This window comes from Methanosarcina sp. Kolksee (genome assembly GCF_000969945.1).
Taxonomy (GTDB): Archaea; Halobacteriota; Methanosarcinia; order Methanosarcinales; family Methanosarcinaceae; genus Methanosarcina; species Methanosarcina vacuolata.
In genome coordinates, this window is record NZ_CP009524.1 from 244953 (window position 1) to 264922 (window position 19970).

The 19970-nt window shown below is 41.5% G+C and carries 17 protein-coding genes; 4 read left to right on the forward strand and 13 right to left on the reverse strand.

Annotation, left to right across the window (positions count from 1 at the left end; genetic code table 11):
• Nucleotides 1-32 precede the first annotated feature (32 nt).
• From MSKOL_RS01195 to MSKOL_RS01235, 10 genes are all read right to left on the reverse strand, one after another.
• On the reverse strand, nucleotides 33-818 hold the full coding sequence (locus MSKOL_RS01195) for a winged helix-turn-helix domain-containing protein (protein ID WP_048153305.1): 786 nt from the start codon (nucleotides 816-818) through the stop codon (nucleotides 33-35).
• Nucleotides 815-994 carry a hypothetical protein gene (locus MSKOL_RS19665; protein ID WP_156150927.1) on the reverse strand — a complete coding sequence of 60 codons (180 nt, stop codon included), beginning with the start codon at nucleotides 992-994 and terminating at the stop codon, nucleotides 815-817. Before MSKOL_RS19665 ends, MSKOL_RS01195 begins: the two co-directional genes overlap by 4 nt.
• A gap of 6 nt (nucleotides 995-1000) precedes the next feature.
• A complete protein-coding gene (locus MSKOL_RS01200) occupies nucleotides 1001-1873 on the reverse strand; it encodes a class I SAM-dependent methyltransferase (protein WP_052725297.1) in 873 nt (290 codons plus the stop codon).
• Nucleotides 1874-1916: 43 nt separating this feature from the next.
• Entirely contained in the window at nucleotides 1917-2435 is a 519-nt protein-coding gene (locus MSKOL_RS01205) for an NADH-quinone oxidoreductase subunit B family protein (RefSeq protein WP_048153306.1), read from the reverse strand.
• Between the two features lie 10 nt (nucleotides 2436-2445).
• On the reverse strand, nucleotides 2446-4137 hold the full coding sequence (locus MSKOL_RS01210; protein WP_231592336.1) for an NADH-quinone oxidoreductase subunit C: 1692 nt from the start codon (nucleotides 4135-4137) through the stop codon (nucleotides 2446-2448).
• Between the two features lie 18 nt (nucleotides 4138-4155).
• A complete protein-coding gene (locus MSKOL_RS01215; protein WP_231592340.1) occupies nucleotides 4156-5634 on the reverse strand; it encodes a proton-conducting transporter membrane subunit in 1479 nt (492 codons plus the stop codon).
• A complete protein-coding gene (locus MSKOL_RS01220; RefSeq protein WP_231592343.1) occupies nucleotides 5634-6332 on the reverse strand; it encodes a hydrogenase subunit in 699 nt (232 codons plus the stop codon). The genes MSKOL_RS01215 and MSKOL_RS01220 overlap by 1 nt, the downstream gene beginning before the upstream one ends.
• A complete protein-coding gene (locus MSKOL_RS01225) occupies nucleotides 6329-7270 on the reverse strand; it encodes a respiratory chain complex I subunit 1 family protein (RefSeq protein WP_048153307.1) in 942 nt (313 codons plus the stop codon). Before MSKOL_RS01225 ends, MSKOL_RS01220 begins: the two co-directional genes overlap by 4 nt.
• Nucleotides 7267-9201, reverse strand: a complete 1935-nt coding sequence (locus tag MSKOL_RS01230) for a proton-conducting transporter membrane subunit (RefSeq protein ID WP_048153308.1) — start codon at nucleotides 9199-9201, stop codon at nucleotides 7267-7269. The genes MSKOL_RS01225 and MSKOL_RS01230 overlap by 4 nt, the downstream gene beginning before the upstream one ends.
• A gap of 627 nt (nucleotides 9202-9828) precedes the next feature.
• Complete coding sequence (locus MSKOL_RS01235) at nucleotides 9829-10500, reverse strand: dihydrofolate reductase family protein (protein ID WP_048117037.1); 672 nt, start codon at nucleotides 10498-10500, stop codon at nucleotides 9829-9831.
• A 156-nt stretch (nucleotides 10501-10656) separates the two neighbouring features.
• Between MSKOL_RS01235 and MSKOL_RS01240 the strand changes: the two genes are divergently transcribed.
• Nucleotides 10657-11568, forward strand: coding sequence for an ABC transporter ATP-binding protein (locus tag MSKOL_RS01240; RefSeq protein WP_048153309.1), 912 nt, complete (start codon nucleotides 10657-10659; stop codon nucleotides 11566-11568).
• Nucleotides 11561-12832, forward strand: coding sequence for an ABC transporter permease (locus tag MSKOL_RS01245; RefSeq protein WP_231592345.1), 1272 nt, complete (start codon nucleotides 11561-11563; stop codon nucleotides 12830-12832). The genes MSKOL_RS01240 and MSKOL_RS01245 overlap by 8 nt, the downstream gene beginning before the upstream one ends.
• 266 nt (nucleotides 12833-13098) lie before the next feature.
• Here the strand turns inward: MSKOL_RS01245 and MSKOL_RS21510 are convergent, their stop codons facing one another.
• The gene (locus MSKOL_RS21510; protein ID WP_197078869.1) at nucleotides 13099-13236 is read right to left on the reverse strand and encodes a hypothetical protein; all 138 of its coding nucleotides are present in this window, start codon (nucleotides 13234-13236) and stop codon (nucleotides 13099-13101) included.
• Between the two features lie 909 nt (nucleotides 13237-14145).
• Nucleotides 14146-15726 (reverse strand): PAS domain-containing protein, encoded by a 1581-nt coding sequence (locus tag MSKOL_RS01255; protein ID WP_048153311.1) that lies wholly within the window; start codon nucleotides 15724-15726, stop codon nucleotides 14146-14148.
• A 465-nt stretch (nucleotides 15727-16191) separates the two neighbouring features.
• On the opposite strand from MSKOL_RS01255, the gene MSKOL_RS01260 reads away from it, so the two are divergent.
• Nucleotides 16192-17259, forward strand: coding sequence for a TRM11 family methyltransferase (locus MSKOL_RS01260; protein ID WP_048153312.1), 1068 nt, complete (start codon nucleotides 16192-16194; stop codon nucleotides 17257-17259).
• Nucleotides 17260-17596: 337 nt separating this feature from the next.
• Nucleotides 17597-18856, forward strand: coding sequence for a hypothetical protein (locus tag MSKOL_RS01265; RefSeq protein WP_048153313.1), 1260 nt, complete (start codon nucleotides 17597-17599; stop codon nucleotides 18854-18856).
• Between the two features lie 300 nt (nucleotides 18857-19156).
• Here MSKOL_RS01265 and truA read toward each other — a convergent pair whose 3' ends face one another.
• Nucleotides 19157-19966, reverse strand: coding sequence for a tRNA pseudouridine(38-40) synthase TruA (gene truA / locus MSKOL_RS01270; protein ID WP_048153314.1), 810 nt, complete (start codon nucleotides 19964-19966; stop codon nucleotides 19157-19159).
• Nucleotides 19967-19970 lie beyond the last annotated feature (4 nt).

The window sequence follows — 19970 nt, forward strand, 5'->3', positions numbered from 1 at the left end:
AACTTCAGAAGGGCAGTACTTCAGAAGAGCAGTTATAGTTTCTCCAGTTGTGTGGACCTGTCCTTATAGTATAAAAAGAGTTCTTCGCACCATTTCAGTGCACTCTCGTCAAAACTCATCAGGCGTTGATGGTCAAACTTTCCCTTCTTGTCGAAAAGCACAAGCGAGCAGAAACGCTCTGTTACTACGTCTTTCAGGGTTACGCTTTTTTCACAGATGTAAATCTCAACATTTTTTGATTCCAGAAGAAATTTCAGATCCGTATAATAATCTTTTTTCATCCTATCAAAAACGGGTTCTGTCAGAATAAGATCTATTTCAGCCTCTTTTCTTACAAGTTCCAGGTACATTTCAACGTGAAGAGGGTTGAAATATGAGAGAAACATCTTGACGTGTTTTGATTCCAGAAGGTTGCTTCTGAAATCTTCAGGAATTTCAAAAAGCCGGTTAAGGTCGGGTTCAAGCATGAAATAGTTCCCTAATTCATCAATCCTGTTAAGGAGAGCCTCGGGAATTGCGGTAAAGTCATGGTTTGTCCAGTAATCGTAATTTTCTTCAAAAACCCTTACGGTATTTAGCAAAGGTTCCATCTTTTCAACTACTATCTCTCCTATCTCCGAGAGTTTGTAGGTGTTTCTATCGTCCTGTATTATCAGGCGTCCTTCTTTTAGTTTTTTGATCTGGGGCATTATCGATGTCGAGTTGACGTTGAGGGCTGTTTTTATTTCGTCTCCGGTCTTTGGCCCTTCTTCTAGCAGGAGTAATACATCTTTCCTTTTTTCTGAAAGAAACGCCAGATCAATAAGTGATGTTTTCATTTTGTTCCATCTCCCCGGGAAAGTTTTATATTTAGAAGAGATATTTCCCCTTTATTTCTTTTCAGAAAGCAGTCTGAGTTAGTAAAAAATTCTTTCTTCCTCCAGAAGAACTTTGAAGGAACTTCTTGCAACATTATTGCGCTACTTTTCAATTGATCCTTTATATTTTTTTCCAAAAAACCTTATTTTTTTCCCGTAGCCAATACATAACCCACATATTTTGAGGTTAATTTCTTTCGGAATAAAATTTTTTTACTTTTTTCCAGTCTTTTGAACCTGTATCTGATCTTTTTGCTTAAGAAGTAGTACTTAGCCATTTTCGAGATCGTGTCTATAAGGTACTTTATAAAGCTCCAGGTGCCTCCCATCGCTTCTGCCATGTATTTTGTTTCCTGAAGGTACCGGATAGGTTTGCACATTCTTACATTAACATCTTTCAGACCTGCTCTTTCAAGTTCTTCTTTCCATTCTTCAGGCGACAGCAGGGAAAATGGAAGCCCTGTTATTTCTCTAATTATTTTTTCGGCTTGAGCGATTTCTTTGGCGGCTTTGGCAGGAATTTCCTTTTCTCTATACATTTCGTTAATCCCCACATAAGCCCCAAACCTCAGAACCCTTGCGAATTCTTTGAAAGCTGTTTCCCTATCTAAAAACTGGGACACAAACTCTGTTATCACGGCATCGAAAGCCCCTGCTTCAAAGGGCAGGGCGTGAGCATCCCCTACTATGAATTTTGCTTTGTCCGAAACTCCCTGGTTTTTTGCCCTTTCTTTTGCTTCCTCAATCGAAAGTTTTGAAATATCAATTCCTACTACCTCACAGCCGATTTCTCTGGCAAGGTAACAGGCAGAAAAACTGCTTCCACATCCAACCATCAGGACTTTTTTTGTAGAGTCAATCCTGCATAATTCAGCAAGTTTTCTGGTAGAGGTAAGGCCGCCTAAATGATAATAAGGTACTCCCAGATAACTCATGAAGTCATAATATCCCAGAGCTTCGGCTTGTTTAACTGAAAGTTTTTGTTCTCTGTGTGGAATGTTTCTCTCTGCCTGCATATCAAATCTGCCAGTTTCTCAAATAATTTAGCATTCCAAATGATCAGTTCTCATTTTCCTTATTTTTTACCAGGGCAAAGATCCCGCGCAGGATTTCTTTCGGAGAGGGAGGGTTTCCAGGAATTTTTATATCCACAGGCAGGATTTTATCGACTCCGCCAAGTACGGCATAAGAGCCCTTATAAATCCCTCCGTCACAGGCATCATCTCCGACTGCGACCACGAATTTAGGAAAGGGCATGGCTTCATAGGTTTTTAGAACGGCTTCGGCCATATTCAGAGTGACTGCGCCTGTAACCAGCAGGACATCAGCATGCCTTGGGGAAGCCACAAAAGATATACCGAATCTCTCAACATCATAATGCGGGGTTCCGAGGTTTGAAACCTCAATTTCTGTTGAATTGTCGCTGCCTGAATCCAGTTCGCGGATTGCAAGGCTGTGCCCGAAAACCCTGTTAACTTTAGTTCTCAGTTTGGAGCCTAGAGTTTCAAGTTCACTATCGGAAAACTCAAATTTTTCCGTTACTTTCGGACGGAAGACGTATGTAAGTGGGTTTACCATCCATTTCACCTCAGAGATCAGTTCCAGCATAGGAAAGGTTAAAGCTCTTATTTATCAGAGGAAAGTCAGGAACGATATTCCCGAGCACTGCATGTTCTATGGCCTGCCAGTTGCAGAAGGAGGCTGTTCTCACCTTATAGCGGTCGATTAGCCCGCTTCTGACATAAACCCAGTGAAGGTTCTGTCCCCGTGCAGCTTCAACCATTGAAAGGGCATATCCATCTGGAATATTTGAAATTGAAAATTCGGTTGTCTCGGCAATGATTGCACCTTCCGGGATTGACGCTATAAGCTTTTTTATCAGGGAAGCTGAATTAAGAACTTCGGCAGCTTTAACCTCAAACCGAGAAAGGACATCGCCTGCCATTTTAATTGTTCTTCCCGGAGGCATATCTTTGTATATGCCGTAGGGATGGTCAAGTCTGACATCATATGTAGCTCCGGCCGCCCGAGCAATAGGGCCTGTAAGATTAAGCGGAGCGATCAATTTCTTCTTTAAAACTCCGGTTGTTGAGAATCTGTCAATAAGTGATGAGGACGTATAAACAGCGGTAATCGCGGATTCAAATTGTGGTACAAATGTTTTCAAATAAAGGTCGAGTTTTAAAAGAGCCTCGCCTGAAATCTCCTTTTTTACTCCTCCTATATCTATAGTGCCTCTCATAAATCGGGAACCTGTGAGAAACTCGTTTTGCCTGAAAATATTTTCACGGAGGATAAGAAAAGGCGTTGTCATTCTCGGGAATCCTATATCGGTAATCATGCCCGAGAGATCTCCCATATGCGAGTAAATGCGCTCGAGTTCCAGGAAAATAGCCCTTAAGTAGTTCGCTCTTTCCGGAATTTCAATTCCCGCAATTTTTTCTACAGCCGTACAGAAGGCAACGGCATTGGCAACGGTTTCATCCCCACTTATCGCCTCCGCAATAGGAATACAGGCAGAGGGTCTTTTTCCCTCGGCAAGCTTTTCGATTCCCCGGTGTTTATAAAAGAGCCGGATTTCTAGATTGAAGATTGGTTCTCCGATGACACTGAACCTGAAATGTCCAGGCTCAATAATTCCTGCATGTACAGGCCCGACAGGGATCTGGTAAACGCCGTCTCCCTCTAGCTGTTTAAAAGGATATGCTTCCTCCGGGCTTTCAACAGTCTGGATTTTCCTGTTTTTAAAGGATTTAAGGAGAGGATGAAAGCCTTCAGGATAGGCCTCATGTAAAAAGAGTCTTCTTTTGTCAAAAGCATCTGTAAATTCTATACCAAATCCGTCCCGAATTTCCCGTTCATACCAGCATGCCGAAGGAAAAACCGTGGCAATAGATGTAGTTTCCTTTCTGACATGCCGCATAAACGCAAATACATCAGTAGAACTGTTCATTCTGAAGATATAAAAGAGAGTAAAACCAGGTTTTCCTTCAAAATCCTGAACGCAGAACAGACTTATCAGGATAAAACCCTTCTCGGAAAGCGCAGGTACGGTTTTTAAAAACTCCTCTTCTGCCAGGGGGATATAGAATTCATTATTTTTTCCCTTTTCGATCTGCGGCTCTTTACCTGCAATGTCAATCATTAAATCTGTAGCGTGCCGGGTCGCCAGAACCGAAGGAGTCTCCAAAACTGCAGAATTACCTGAAATCTGGTAATTCCCTCTTAATTTCGGGCCTGCCGGCATCAGGGAACTTACTGTGTCTTTGTTTGAACTCATTTTCTTTTTGCCTCCCATTCACAGGTATCCAAGTTCGTACACGATTATGTTCAACAGTTTTTCCAGAGGTTCCGGAAAGACAACTCCAAGGGCCAGAATCATAAAAAGAATGGACAATATTGGAAATTTCATGCCTCCTCGGACTGTATAGGGGATAATCGGAGTTTCCGTGCCTTCGGTTCCAGCATCTTTCGAGCTCTGGGTAAAGGCTTCGATTAAAAATCTTGCAAATGCAGCCGACGCTATGACCAGGAGGAGGAGAACTGCAAAGACAAGCGGTTTCGAAAATCCGAAAGCTTCCAGCAGGATAAAAAATTTGGCCGAAAAAATCGGGAAAGGAGGCATGCCTATGATTGCAAAGCTACCAATAACAAAGCCCCAGCCTGCAACGGGCTGAAGTGAAAAAACATCTTTTATGTCCTTAATCAGGTTACTTTCGTATTGCCTGTGTAGAATGCCTGCCGAAAAAAAGAGTGAGGCTTTGGTCAGTGAGTGGGCAAGGATGTAAAAAAGTGTCCAGAAGAGAGCAAGAGGCGTTCCAATCCCTATTCCAAGGAGGAGAATGCCCATGTGTTCCACACTTGAAAATGCAATCAGCATCTTCAGGTTTTTCTGCAAAAGCATATTCAGGACCGCAACTGTGATGGTAAGCAGGCCAAAACCCAGAAGGAACTGAGATATCATAGTCTCGGCCTGAGTCTGCCTGACAATTGCGTACATCCGCAGAATTCCGTACATGCCTATATTCAACAGGACTCCGGATAAGATGGCGCTTACTGCTGAAGGGGCTTTTGAGTGGGCATCTGGAAGCCAGGTATGGAAGGGGAAAATCCCAGATTTTGCTGCAAACCCGATAAAAAGAAACACAAAACTTGCAGTCAACATTTTAGGTGACAGGAGGGCTGCATTTTTAGCCAGTATTGTCCAGTTCAGAGTCCCGCTGCCCAGTACTTCCCCGGAAAGTGTGTATAAAAAGATCAGTCCTATGAACGAAAAGAGCATGGCTCCCGAGGCTATGAAGATGTATTTGATGGCTGCGTCGATGTTTTCTTTGGCAGACAGGATTGCTACGAGTGCGGCTGAAAAAACTGTTGTCAGCTCGGCAAAGATCCAGAACAGAGCAAGGTTGTCCGAAAAGAAAGCCAGGGTCACTGTCGTAAGCAGGAGGCTGAAAACCATATAGAAGATTTTCAGGTTATTCCTGTGCAGTTCCTGGGCCTGCATCAGGCTCTCCACGTAACCATTTGCATAGACCGAAGCCAGGAAGAACAGCAAGGCCGCAATCAGAACTTCATAGAGACTGAGATGGTCCACATAAAAGTATTCACTTCCGGTTTCCAAAATCGGGAATGGGGCAGTGAGCAACACATAAACCCCGATTGCAAGAGACACAAGGGTGTGTAGAATGAAGAAGGCATTCATTGCCCTGTGAGACTTTGAAAGCGTGATAAGGGCAAGAGCTATGGCTCCCACAGCCAGATAACTGAGTATTATCATTAATCTTCCCTCACTGACCAGATTCTAAGTGTCTGGAGGCGCTGGTGATATTCTTCAATTGTAGAATCTATACCAATTGCCAGGATAGTTGTTAACAGTACAAGGATCATCAGGTCTATTACGATCAGGATTTCTATAATAAAAGGGAGATCCGCAACAAAAATCCCGAAAAGAAGAACTCCGTTTTCCATTGTCAGATAACCGATGGCTTTTGTAATCACCTTCCTCCGGCTGAATATCACAAGCATACCCATGAGAGTCAGCGATAAGCCTATAACAGCCCCCATGAAAAACAACTTTCCCAGAATAAATTCACTGAAAAAGCCCGAGAGAAATACATAGGCAAGCAGGATCAGGCCCATGCTAACAATGAGGGACGCTGTTGGTTCCAGGTAATTAAACTTCAGGTCTCTGCTAATCTTGATTTTTTCCCCGATATGGTTTATAAAAAGGGGAATTAGCAGTACCTTGCTTACAAGTGTAAGAACTGCTATCGCAAGCAGTGTTTGGCTGCCCTCGATCAGGTAGAGGAATAAAGCGATCAGGACCAGTAGTAAGGACTGGGCAGCGTATACGTTCAGCAGAGAGGCAATGTTCCTTGTGGAAAGGGTAAAAGCTGCAGTGATCAATACAAAGACAAAGAAAATCCTGATTATGTCTTCTAGAAATGCTGGATCTGCCAGTAAAGGATATATCATGCAAATACCTCCAGCAGGATGGTAAGTGCGGAAAAGAAAAGCGCCATCATATAGAAGCTGGGCAACCTGAAAAGCCGCATTTTTGCAATGGAAGACTCAAAAAGGCCTATTAATCCTGCAAGCAAGCTGGCTTTTACAAGGAAATAGAGGCATGAGACTGAAAGGCTTGAAAAGGTAAGCTCGGTTGCAAGCCCCCAGGGAGCCAGGATATTTATCAGGACTGCCATCAGGATCGTCTGTTTAACGGCATGGGTAAGCTCTATTAAAGCCAGGTTTTTCCCGGACTGTTCCAGAATCATGGCTTCGTTCATCATGGTAAGTTCAAGATGCGTTGCAGGGTTGTCCACAGGGATCCTTCCTGTCTCCACTATGATTATAATAAAAAGGGAAATCGAAATAAGGGTAAGGGTCGGGCTTTCCGGAATCGTTGACCCGGCAGTTATTGCAAACATCTCATGAAGATTTACGGTTCTTAAGACATATGCAAGTGCAGCAAAGGCTATGACCATCGTAGGTTCAATGACTGCCGAGAGGCTCATTAAGCGGGAGCTTCCCATGCCCCCGAAAGTGCTTCCAGCATCAAGCCCGCAGAGTGCCGTAAAAAAACGTTCTATTGCGAGCAGGTAGAGGAAAACTATTATGTTTCCGATTCCTGCAGGGGTATCAGGGATAAAGACTATGGGGACAAAGAGTGAGGCCAGAAGGAGAACTGCCAGGTTGAGGTAGGGAGTAATTCTCATGATTCCGGAAGAGTTGGGTGAGTACACAACCTCTTTTTGCATAAGCTTGCGTAAATCTAAATAGTTCTGCAGGAGACCTGGACCTTTTCTTCCCTGAGCGGATGCCTTGACTTTTTTAATCAGGCTCATAAAAAGTGGGGAAACCAGCAGGATAAAGCCCGTATTTAGCAGGGCGAATAAAAGGAATGAAGCATTCATGCGAAATACCTCGTAAATGTCATCAGTGTTAGTACCGCAATGAAAACGTAGAGTACATAGGTGTCCAGCTTCCCATTCTGCATTCTGGAAACCTGGGAAGAGATAAGGCTGACTGCATAGGCTACGGGAATATACAGGCGCTCTTCAAAGAATTTAATCAGGTGGATTCTCGCAGTTCCATTCTTAAAAATACTTCCTTTAGTATCTGAATATGTTCTTGTACTGGATATTTCAGTCCTGTAAATTTTTTTGAAAATGACTACAAGAGGCTCTGAAAAGCCTGTAGAGGTGTATTCCATTGTCGGGTGCTGGGCCAGGATTCCGCATCCCCAGGTTTCTTTGCTTATCCTTGTTTTTGAAGGGCCGGAATTGCGGACCATAATCCATACAAGCCCGCATGCTCCGACAAGAATCAACCCGATAAGCAGCATGTCCGGGATCCCAAGGTCAAAGCCGAGCAGAGCCAGAATCCTGGATGAAAACAGCCCTGAAAGGATACAGAAAGCTGCAGGCACAGCTTCTCCGAACAGCATGGGTTTCGGGACTTCGGTGGCTCCCTGTGCACATTTTGTCCTCGGAAGGGCAAGGAAGGTAATTCCGAAAAGCTTTACAAAAAGAGCTGCTGCAAGCGCACTGGTGAGGGCAAATACCGAGAGGGTAATAATTAAAAGCACCTTTATTAGAGGGTCTGGAAGCTCAGAGGAATAAAAGTAAGCTTGAAAAAGCATCATCTCACTTACAAAGCCGCTTGTTGGAGGAAGGCCAGCAATTGAGACCGAACCTATCAGAAAAAGAGCGGCGGTTTGAGGCATTCGTTTTACAAGGCCTCCGAAGGCTTCGATGTTCCGTGTGCCAGTAGCATGGACCACTGAGCCTGCACCGAGAAATAGCAAACTTTTGAAAAGGGCGTGGTTGAAAGCGTGGAAGCAGGCTCCTGCAAGGCTTAAGAGTGCAAGGCTTTCAACTCCTTCCAGTTTAAATATCAGATACAGGCCAATTCCTGTGAAAATGATACCGATATTTTCTATGCTGCTGTAAGCAAGCAGCCTTTTTATATCGCTTTCTTTAACAGCGTAAATAACTCCCAGTACGGCTGAGAGAGTCCCTGCTATAAGGATCAATGTACCCCACCAGAGTTCTGGGGTGGAGACCGAGAGCAAAAACCGCAGGAAACCGTAGATTGCAACCTTCAGCATAACTCCTGACATCAGAGCCGAAATGCTAGACGGGGCTGCAGGATGAGCATAGGGCAGCCATTTGTGGAAAGGAACAAGCCCTGCTTTGATTCCGAAACCTGTAAAGAGGCAGAGGAAAGGCAAAGTCAGGTCGCTTGCCGGGTAATCCAGTGGTCCGAACTCGGCAGAGCCTGTCAGCCTGAACAGACTTATAAAACCCATAAAAAGAAAAGCTGTACTCAGACTTGTCATTATAAAGTAGAAAAGCCCTGCTTTTTTGTTTTCTTCCGAGGTATAATCGTGGAGTACCAGCATTAAGGAAGACAGAGACATTATTTCCCAGAAAACCAGGAAACCTATCATATTTCCTGCAAGTACGACCATCAACATGGCAAGGATAAAGAGGTTTGTGAGGGATGCCTGAAGATCTTTTCTTGCTTCACTTTTAGCGTGCTCCACATATTCAACGGAATAGATTGAAACCCCTGACGTAACGGCTGCAATCAGCAGAATAAAACCTGCCGAAAGCTTGTCTGCGGTCAGGGTGAAATCCAGCCCTGGAAGAAATCCGATGGCTGGAAAAGCAGGCTCTTTTCCGGTGTACAGGATGATGCCTGCAAAAGCCAGAAGCAAGATCGAAGAAAGAAATGATAGGCCAAAAGAAGCTTTTCTTGCGTTTTTACTGCGGCACAGGAGAGGCAAGACAACTCCAGCTATAAGGGCTATAATAGCGCTGTAAATAAAAGCTTCTAGCAAACTCTTTCACTCCTTAAGCTGGCTAACCAAGTGTTCAGCCTTTTCAGCCTGTGTTTACTTAAGGCAAGATTACTTAAAGCAAGATTTTTGGAACTGTCTCCCCTATTATAAATTATGAAAACAATATCGTGGTTCGTATTTACACTCCACCCAAAATTTCGATTTCAAAAATTTTATCTCGAATATTTTTCGCCTAAATCTTCCTAACATTACACAGATTTACATTATAAACTTTTTTGTAAACGGTGCTACTTTTTCATTTTTGACACTTGCTTTCTAAAAATAGGGTGTATAGAGCTTCTCAACATTTAATAAAAAAGATTTTTTTCCTGCTTTAAGAGGAAAAATCTTCATTTTTCACACCACCTCTTACTATATATATTAAAAATGTTCATGCTCTTTAAGTGGCCATTGCCTTAGAATGGCATTGATCAGAGAGAAAAAAAGCCATTAAAAGAGAAAAGCTATTAAAAGAGAAAATTTTGTATTAAAAGAGAATAGTTTGTATTAAAAGAGAAAATTTTGTATCAAAAGATCGGATTTCATATTAATAAAAAAATTTTGTATTAAAAGAGAAAAGCTATTAAAAGAGAAAAGTTTGTATTAAAAAATATGTTTTTAACTTTTTTATTCTTTCAAAACCCGATATACCAGATGTACACATTGCTTTTCCACGATTTCATTTCTTAAAAGTTCAAGCCGAATACCGCTTTTTCCCAGTGTCCTGAAAAGATTTGTTCCATTCTTCCCTACAATTTCGGGAGTGAGAATAAGGCTGATTTCGTCGACAAGTCCATGTTCGAGTAATATACTGTTCAGAACTCCCCCGCTATCTGAAACTACAAGTTCAAAACCATATCTTTCATTTGCAATTTCCAGTGCCTGTCTTATGTTTACACGGTCTGAGCCTGTCCGGATGAAATCATAATTTCTTTCTTTGAGGTAATTGATGTAAGCTTCAGGAGTCTTTTGCGAGACCAGAACGATTGCGTCTTTGCTGAACTCGGAACGCCTGAACACATGCATTAACCCTTCAAGGATTCCCTTTGAGTCCGCAATCAGCCAGTATGCCCTGGGGTCGTCAGGATGAATTTCAGGTTTCTTGAAATCCGCTTCCTCTTCAGGTGGAATTTTTTCGCAGAAGAACTGGGTTCCGGTTTTCGCAGTGTTCGAGCCTACTATCATGGCATCGGGCAGATAACTGCTCAGGATTTTGTAGTGAACTCCAATATTTGCTTCGAAGCCCGTAGTAGAGCCGTCTAGACTTATACTGTTGTGAATAATTACTTTTGGTATCATACTATCCCCTGAATTTTCCTTACTTATCCGATTGAACTCCCATTAACCCTTTTAATACTGAAAAATTACTTTTAAAAGTCAAATCAGCTTTTAATTCCTTTAAAGTTTCTATAATATATCGAAGAAGTTATCTGTATTGGAATGTATTTAATTTTAATGCATACTATAGAATTTGAAAGCGTATCAAAGTCTTTTTCAGAAAAGACTATTCTCGAGGATATATCGTTTTCAGTGAATCAGGGCGAGATCTTCGGGCTTCTCGGGCCAAACGGGGCGGGAAAAACCACGCTTATAAGGCTTCTTCTTGATATTCTCAGGCCAGACTCCGGGGAAATACGTGTCTTTGGGGATTTTCTGAGCCCGGATGCAAAAAACAGAATAGGATACCTTCCCGAAGAACGGGGATTGTATAAGAAAACAAGACTTCTTGATATGCTGGTTTATCTTGCACAGCTTAAAGGCGTACCAGAAAAACAGGCCCATTTAAAAGCTGAATCCCTTCTCAAATCCCTGGAATTAGATCAACATAAAAACAAAAAAGTTGAAGAACTTTCCAAGGGAATGCAGCAGAAAATCCAGTTCCTTTCCGCAATTATCCATGAACCTGAACTCTTAATCCTTGATGAACCCTTTTCCGGGCTTGACCCTGTAAATACGAAGACAGTTATGGACAGAATCCTGGGACTCAGGGCAGCAGGAAAAACAATAATCCTCTCCACACATATGATGGAACAGGCCCAGGCACTTTGTGACAGGATCCTTATGCTTAATAAAGGCAGGAGAGTACTTTACGGCTCTGTAGATGATATCCGGAGAGAGCATGGAAAAAACTCTCTGATTGTAGAATTTGCAGAAAAAGGAGATTTGAACGCAATTCGGGAAATTTCTGGCATAAAGAAAGTAATAGAACATGGAAAATCGGTTGAAATTTTCCCTGAAGAAGAAATAAGCGTCCAGGTCCTTCTTGAGGAGCTTGTCCAGAAAGCAAACCTCATACGTTTTGAAAAAAAGCTTCCTTCTCTTAATGAGATCTTTATTCAAACTCTGGAGAGTGCTTCCAATGAATAGTTTTTCCAAAAAAACCTTTATTGTTGCAAGGCATGAGTTCCTGAAAACAATAAAGCGTAAAGAATTTCTTTTTATGACCCTCTTCTTTCCCGTCCTGTTTGCAGGAATCAGTGTTGTTCCTGCAATGATTTCAGGTATGAGCCCAACTGAAGACCAGAGAGTAGGTTATATTGATATGACTGGCTCTTTCGAATTTCCAGAATCAATACAGAGCGAAGGCTTTTCTCTAGAGCCCTCAGAGACAAAAACCTCAGTTGTAGAATTTGTAATGTACAGGGACATTTCCGATGCAAGTCAAGCCTTACAGGCAGGACAGATTTCTTCCTACCTTGTTATTCCTGAAGACTTTCTTAAAACCGGAACAATAGAACTGTATAGCCTTGAAAAAGAATCATCTATGCAAAATATGGGGCTGTCCTCCGGACTCTCGAATATCGTTATTACTTCCCTCCTTAAGGACAAAGTGGACGAGCTAACTCTCAACAGGGTCCAGGATCCGGTTAACATCAAGTTTTATAATGTGGGAGAGACCGGAGAGTCTTCTGAGCAGGGTATTAATGATATCTTTGCCAGTTTTGGTCTTCCTTTTCTTACAGCTTTTTTCCTCTTCTTCAGCATTTTTTCATCATCCGGCTTTCTGCTTCGTGGAGTTGCCGAAGAAAAAGAAAACAGGATTATAGAAATTTTGTTGTCTTCGGCAACTCCTTTTGAAATCCTTACAGGCAAGATCTTTGGCCTTGGCGCAGTCGGCCTTCTGCAGGTTGTAATCTGGCTTGCGGTAATATCGCTCAGTAGCGGGTATGCCCTTACTGTAAAAATCGAGCCTGTTACTCTCTTCCTTGCTGTCATTTATTTCATATTTGGTTTCCTATTTTTTGCCAGTGTGATGGCAGGAATCGGGGCTATCACCAGTTCCCTTCAGGAAAGCCAGCAAATTGCAGGAATTTTTACGTTTGTAGCTGCATTTCCCCTCATATTCATGCAAATGATCGTTACAAGCCCGAACAGCTTATTTTCAGTCTTTCTTTCTCTCTTTCCCATTAGTGCGCCTGTAGCCATGCTTGCCAGGATGGGAACTACATCTGTGCCTCTTTACCAGATCCTTGCCAGCATCTTCATCTTGTTGATTTCGGTTTATGTTGTGATCCTGCTTTCCAGCCGGATTTTCAGGACTTATCTACTCATGTACGGGAAAAGACCGAAAGTAAAGGAAATATGGAAGAATATATGGACGGAATCCAGATCAATGAACAAAGGAACCTAATGCCACACATAATAATTGGTCAAATAATAATTGGTCAAATAATAATTGGTCAAATAATAACTGGTCAAATAATAACTGGTCAAATAAACTAGAGTTTTATCAACAGGATTTTATAATATTGAGTACATAGTATAAATTGGTTCATAGGGGAGTAGCTGTGAAATGGAGGGAAATACCGGACAGCTTCAAAACTGATCCAGTAATAAACTTCATTGACATAGAATAAACCTTGTGAACCACCTAACTGATTTTAATTCAACTTTTGTTCAATGCCTAAATTTTGCGAATTCTGTATCTACGAATCCTGAATCTACGAATCCTGTATCTATGAATCCTATATCTATGAATCCTGAATCTACGAATCCTGTATCTACGAATCCTGTATCTACGAATCCTATATCTATGAATCCTGTATCTGCGAATCTTGTATCTACGAATCCTGTATCTACGAATAAATCCTTTTTTCAGCCTTCCTTTTCTATCCTCTACTGTTTTGTCCACTATTTTTTACTTCTGCGGTGAGTACAGCAGTCTCTCGGTTTCTACAGCAATTTTATTCTTTGCCCCAGATTTTTTTCTTTGCCCTGGATAATCGTGAATATTCTCCGTAATAATGCAGGTGCTGTATTTTACATGGGAACACGTAGCTTTACATAGGAAAAAGTGGCTTTATATGAGAAAACATGGTTTTGCATGAGAAACTGTAGCACCGATTGCCATCAACAGAAAAAGCATAACTATGAATCTGAAATAAGTAGGGTGTGATACTTTCAATTTACTTTCAATAGGATCCGCAATTGCAGGAATTGACATACTACTTATCAGAATAGAGAATATACCAGGGAGAATCTCACCTTGAAAGAGCAATGCCATTCCTACAAACAAAAAATAAGCACCAATGGCATATCGAATAATGTTTATCAAAATAAACATTTTGTATCTGTGTTCATCTATTCTATCACCCTCACAATGAGTCGCAATTTTCTAAAACTTGTGGCACCTCATATTGAATATGAAGTGAGGCTGGAGCACTGCAGTAGGGCTGCGATTGTGAATTAGATTCTTTCCCTTCGTTTTTGCTGCCCTCCTATTGCATATATAAACAAGCACATTAGACATTAACAGTAAAGGCACATTTTGGGCAGTTGAATATGTAATTCTATTGAGTTTTCATTTCAACCACGTAAGTCTCACTTTTCACAGGTTGCAGCAAGCCAATGGCAGCAAGTATTTTCCATATTTTTTACTTTTATCTACACGACTATTTATGCTTTCTAGCAGGCCCTTTATGAGGTCTCCTAAAATTTCGAGACTTATGAAAGTTCTGCTTGAATACAGACTGGAGCGATATAGTTTACCACCTGGAGAGCAATGCTCTCAATGAAGTTTCGGATACTCCAGGGAATCTTATCAAGGGTATGGGAGGCGAAGTTCAGGCTGCCCACAATCTCTCCTCTATAGTTAAGAGGAATTATGGCAACAGATTTTATTCCTTCCCTCTTTACTGCGTCAACCGTTGTATCGGAGTAGAACTCCAGTGAGTATATGGGCTTTCCAATCAAAATTTGCCTTGCCTCCAGGGAATCCGCCTTATATCTGGAAACTGTTTCTCTAAACTCGAGGGAAATTCCCCTATATGAAACCAGGTTTAGCTGGTCCAGGAGTTCGTCCTTGAGGTATATAACCCCTACATCGAGTCCGTTTATTTGGAGGCAGGAATCAAGAACCAGGTTGAGTATTGTCTGGAGGTTCCAGGTAGTACTCAGTTCCTTTCCGAGTTCTCGCTGGATCTCAAGCATTTTATGGGCTTCTTTCCTTTCTGTAATATCAACTACAAGGCCCTGGAAATGAGTTACTTTTCCTTCCTCATCTCTCTGGATAAAGGTCTTCTCTTCTACCCAGAGCATTTTTCCATCCCCCGTAAAAATTCTATATTCAACGTCGAAGTAATCCTGTTTCTCTGCAATGTTGCGTTTGAGGGTTTCAATAACTGGGCCTATATCATCTTTGTGAATAATGCTATTGTAAGGGATTTTTCCTGAAGTAAAATCTTCTACTCTATACCCGAACTTAGTTATGTTTTCTGAAACGTACACCGTTGGCAGGTTTTCTTTGTTTTCCCACAAAAAAGCCACTGCCTGGCTGTTATTTATTATAGTTCTCAAGAGTTTCTGAGTCTCCAAAGACTTTCGGAGAGCTTCTTCGCTCTCTTTTCTCTCAGTTACGTCCAGCACAAGCCCTTGAAAGTGAGTCACTTTTCCGTCAGGACTTCGCTGAATAAATGCCCTTTCATTTACCCAGTGGAGATCGCCAACTTTTGTAAAGATTCTGTACTCTATATTGAAGTCAACTTCCCCTCTCCGGATACGCTCTTTAAGCGAATCCTCCACTCTCTTCAGGTCATCAGGGTGGATAATATCTCCATACAGGACCCTGCCTGAAATAAAGTCCTCCACTGTGTACCCAAACTGGACCACATTTTCAGAGACAAACTCAGAAGGCCATTTTTCTTCATTTTTCCAGAGAAATACCACTGCAGGACTGTTATTTACAACTGTCCTGATTATTTCCTGCATCTTAAGGACAGAAAGTAAATCCACAATTCCTATTGCTGCAATAACCTTCCCGTCCTCTGAGTAAATTGGAGAAACAACCACGTTCCTGCCAAGATACGTGCCTTCCTTGGGCACTCCACGTATGGTTTCGCCGGTCCTGAGCACCTCTTCGAGTACAGGGCCTGTATATTCTCTATCAAGGATTTGACCTTTCTCCAGGCGAAGTCCCTTTCGATTGAGGCTCCGGATAGTAGTTGGAAGCCCAACAAGAGAGTGTACTGCGACCGCTATAGGCTCAAGTTCATCAGATCCCGCATCTTCAGATATTAAATAAGTAATTCTTTCACCCCCAGAGATCCTGAAATTCTTAAACGTAAAAAGATCGAAGAATTTTCAGCAAGAAGAACTAAGATCTTAACCCTTTATATGTCTTTTTTTCCTTATTTTAAGACATTTTTAGTGGTAATACATTTTTAGTGGTAATATATTTTTAGTGGTTATATATTAATCTTAATTTATATAATTTTGATTTTTCTCAAATTTCCAGATTCCAAGTTCCTTTGAGACTATTTTTTCTGGTTTCTATCCGGTTCTTGATCACGGTTTCTTGGCAGGTAGTTTTCTAGCCTGCGCGGAAACGTAACAGTTACAGGAATTTTGGTGTCCGTGAAGAGGATACAAATCATCAGTTACTTTTAATAACTACTTTCACGTTTCACGCACGGAGTTTTGTATTTACTTCCACACTGTAATGGTGCGGATGTTATTTCCAATTTATAATCATCAACCTATTCCCGATCACCAATGTTATACGCTTTTGAACTTTCTGGAGAACATGAAGAACTGCCCGTTGCCGAAGTATTTGCCTGTCTCAAAATTGAAGGACTTGATTTTCGGGCCCATACTATTATTGACCAGTGCCTGGTAGTGGAAATAACTGGCAAAGAAGAGGATGTGGAAAAAATCCTTCGAGGCCCGATAACTGAAAGGCTGGCAATGACCCACCATATCCTGAAGGTCGTTGGGATTACCGAAAATACTCCGGATGCAATCCTGAAACTTGCAGAAGCCTTTGATTTATCAGGCTACATAAAGGAAGGGCAAAGTTTTGTGGTCAGAGCAAAGCGAATAAAACATCATGTGGATTTTCCGGGCGAGTTTCTGGAACGGAAAGTCGGAGGATGTATTTACAGGAAAGGCTTCAGGGCAAACCTGAAAACCCCTGACGTGGAATTCCGAGTGATCCTGAGTGAAAAAGCTGTATTAGGAATTCTCCTGTCCTCTATCGACAGAAGTGCATATGAAGCCAGAACTCCCCAGAATAAACCTTTTTTCCATCCCGGTGTCCTTATGCCGAGAGTTGCACGCGCCCTTGCAAATCTCTCTGGAATAAAGCCAGGAGAACTCTTTCTGGACCTCTTTTGCGGCACGGCAGGAATTCTTGTTGAAGCCGGGCTTATGGGAGCAAGGGTTATAGGAATTGATGCCCAGGAAAAACTTGTTACGGGTGCCCATATGAACCTTGAAGCCTTTAAACTGGATTATGCCCTGATGGAAGGAGATGCCTGCAGGGTTCCGTTAAAGGAAGAAACAATAAACGCAGTCGTTACTGACCCACCCTACGGCAGATCGGCAGCAATTCTCGGCGGGTCCCTGGAAGAACTTTATTCCTGTGCTCTTAGTGAGATTGAGCGTGTCCTTAAGCCTGGAGGCATCGCAGTTGTAGTTTCGGATAAAGCTGCAGCGGAATACGGAGAAAAGGCAGGGCTTAAGGTTCTTAAGATTTACTCCCAGAGAGTACATCGAAGCCTTACCCGGACAATAACTGTTTTTCAGAAAGAATTGAAGAATGAGAATGGCAAACGGGAATGAGAAATGAGAATAGTAAACTGGAATGAAGAATGAGAATAGTAAACAGGAATGAAGAATGAGAATGGCAAACGGGAATGAAGAATCAAACCTGTATTCAGTAGGTAATCTGTAACCTGTTTTTTGCGATAGTTTTATTGATCTCGTTTTTGTTGGAAAACACATTATCCATGACGCGAAATATTATTGCAAGCAGCATCTTTGTTTATTAATGGGGCAAAATTGCAAAAAACTATAAAAAGTTGCAAAACTGGAAAGAATTACAAAAACTGGTAATCTTTTCTACCTGCAAGTTGTATAAATATTACGAGGAAGTAATTGACCTGAAAAGAGTGATCCTATGGCATTGCCCCCGTTAAAAGACCGAAGCCGTGGTTATGAATTTGCGGCAAGCGAATATAATCTTATTTTTAGAATGGAAAATACGGGTTATGTCAGGTACAAAGACAAGGAAAAAGGAATCTTCTATCTTGATCCTTCACCTTATTATAATGACCCTAAAAGCCAGATTTACGCAGTAAAAAGCGGGGAATTTCCACCAAAGGACAGATTAATAGAAGTTACTGTGACGGAAACTGAAACATTTTATGAACTTAAAGGGCAGGAACTTGATCCAGTTTTAGTTAAATATACAATTGGCTGGAAATACATAAATCCAAATAAAATTCGGGGTAAAGACTTAGCAAGTACTGAAGAGTTTTTGGAGTTTTTATCAACTCCTGTGAAAAACCCCAATTTTTACAACATTGAGGATTTTCGATATTGTTTGGGTATGTGTGCAATCTCAGCCCCTCAAATAACAGACCTTGAGAAGGGCGGAGTAAATACCGTAGCCCTGGACACTCATCGGGATCGGCAGAAATGGGCTGCGTTTAAGCGGATATTAGGAATTGTTCCTCAAGAATTTCGGCAGCCTTCCTCCAAGAACTTTTATAAGTTTATTGAAAACAGCGAGGAAATTTATCCTCTTAACAGCCGTGAAGTTAATTTATCCTATTTTAATGTGACCGACGTGCCTATTCACCTTCCAATTCCTTTGAACATGGCATTTAAAACACACGGAGAATATAAACAGAGTTTTGAAGAATACCTGCCTGTAGCAAGGGCATACATGATTAATTCTCTTCTATTTCAGCCATATGTTCCTGAAAAAATAGAAAAAAGAATGGAAAATGCAATGTATTTCATTTTGGAGGAAATATCTTCAAGGGAAGATATGCCATATTATCAGGATATAGGATCGGTTATTCCGAAATTAGCTACTTCCTTTGCCAGACTTAATTTTAAATCCTGGGTAACACTTAATGATTTGAAATCAAGTACAGGACTCTGGTCATATGTAATGGACGGGTCAAGACATAACACAAGTGAACTTAATAAAATATCAACAGACTATCTGTATAGATTGTCTCCTGAAGCAGAAATCCTGCTTAAAGAAATAACAGAACTGGACGACGCAGGAGTGCCTCTTTTATTAAGTACTGTTAAGAGTTATACAAAGCTGTTTGATTTTACTTTTGATAATGCTTTAAGAAAGCTGAAGGTAAACGGGTCCATATATTTCCCAAGCGGTGAAAAGATAGGGCTTGTTCATTATTAATTTTCATCTTACTCTATCGATGTTTATTGATTTTAACAATTATTCAGCTTAGGTTAAAGTCAATTCCCCGCTAATGATTTCAACTTAGTTGAGATTCAAACACCAACCAGCGAAAATAGAAAAAGGGAACCAACAGCTAATAATTGCGGAAAATTAATTTAGAGGGATATGCTTATTGAATTTAATTAAAGAAGGGTATTTATATCGTTTTACTTACGATAAATACTAAGCAAGTATACTCGAAAAAAAGTAAAATCAAAATGAAATTCGAAACATTAAGAATCCCTGTAAAGGCACTTTTTACTCATGGGAGATCAGTTCTTCCAGCACTTCTGCCATAACCCTGTGTCTGAGGATACGTTTCTGGTTCTGCTCGCTTGCTCTCCTGATAGAATAACTGTCTTCAATCCATTCTATTTTCTCGTTATAATTAACTTTCAGAAGGGTCAATCCATATGCAGGAGCAGGCTCGATACCTTCTTCATAAATATCCGGATTCAGCATCTGGAGCAGCCAATCGGTATCACGCACCCCTTTGCCTATCATGGAAAGGGCGGTTACGATTTTCCGGACCATATTCCAGAGGAAACTATTTCCAACAACATCGATTTTTATAAGCTCTCCATCTATTCGGGCATCGATCCTTTCTATGGTTCGAACCGTACTTTTTTCTCCATTGGTTCGCGAAAGGTTTTCAAAATCGTGCGTCCCAAGCAGAAATTTTGAAGCTTCCCTGATTTTGGAGATGTCATACTCTCTTCCGCTCATTACATAGCGGTAGTGTCTGGAAATCGCATCTCTTCTGGCATCAAAGCTTAGGGGCACTTCCGCGTGAGCCCAGACCCAGATTCCCGAGGGAAGTTCGGAATTTATTACTCTTGGAATTGCCAGGTTCATTTTATCCGTGTCAAAAGCGAAAACCTGTCCAAGGGCATGAACCCCGGCATCGGTTCTGCCAGCGCAGATATAATTCGCAGACTTGGGGCTTTCTATAATCCCGAGATTCCGAAGAGCCTTGAAGAGTTCTCCCTCCACAGTCTCGACATTGGGCTGGATCTGGGAGCCGTGAAACTCGGTGCCTATGTATGCAAGTTTTAAAGCGACTCTCATAAGA

Bases quoted from the DNA above. Each gene is read 5' to 3' on its own strand.
- MSKOL_RS01195 (WP_048153305.1), bottom strand. From the start codon at position 818: ATGAAAACATCACTTATTGATCTGGCGTTTCTTTCAGAAAAAAGGAAA.
- MSKOL_RS01200 (WP_052725297.1), bottom strand. From the start codon at position 1,873: ATGCAGGCAGAGAGAAACATTCCACACAGAGAACAAAAACTTTCAGTT.
- MSKOL_RS01205 (WP_048153306.1), bottom strand. From the start codon at position 2,435: ATGGTAAACCCACTTACATACGTCTTCCGTCCGAAAGTAACGGAAAAA.
- MSKOL_RS01210 (WP_231592336.1), bottom strand. From the start codon at position 4,137: ATGAGTTCAAACAAAGACACAGTAAGTTCCCTGATGCCGGCAGGCCCG.
- MSKOL_RS01215 (WP_231592340.1), bottom strand. From the start codon at position 5,634: ATGATAATACTCAGTTATCTGGCTGTGGGAGCCATAGCTCTTGCCCTT.
- MSKOL_RS01220 (WP_231592343.1), bottom strand. From the start codon at position 6,332: ATGATATATCCTTTACTGGCAGATCCAGCATTTCTAGAAGACATAATC.
- MSKOL_RS01225 (WP_048153307.1), bottom strand. From the start codon at position 7,270: ATGAATGCTTCATTCCTTTTATTCGCCCTGCTAAATACGGGCTTTATC.
- MSKOL_RS01235 (WP_048117037.1), bottom strand. From the start codon at position 10,500: ATGATACCAAAAGTAATTATTCACAACAGTATAAGTCTAGACGGCTCT.
- MSKOL_RS01240 (WP_048153309.1), top strand. From the start codon at position 10,657: ATGCATACTATAGAATTTGAAAGCGTATCAAAGTCTTTTTCAGAAAAG.
- MSKOL_RS01245 (WP_231592345.1), top strand. From the start codon at position 11,561: ATGAATAGTTTTTCCAAAAAAACCTTTATTGTTGCAAGGCATGAGTTC.
- MSKOL_RS01260 (WP_048153312.1), top strand. From the start codon at position 16,192: ATGTTATACGCTTTTGAACTTTCTGGAGAACATGAAGAACTGCCCGTT.
- MSKOL_RS01265 (WP_048153313.1), top strand. From the start codon at position 17,597: ATGGCATTGCCCCCGTTAAAAGACCGAAGCCGTGGTTATGAATTTGCG.
- truA (WP_048153314.1), bottom strand. From the start codon at position 19,966: ATGAGAGTCGCTTTAAAACTTGCATACATAGGCACCGAGTTTCACGGC.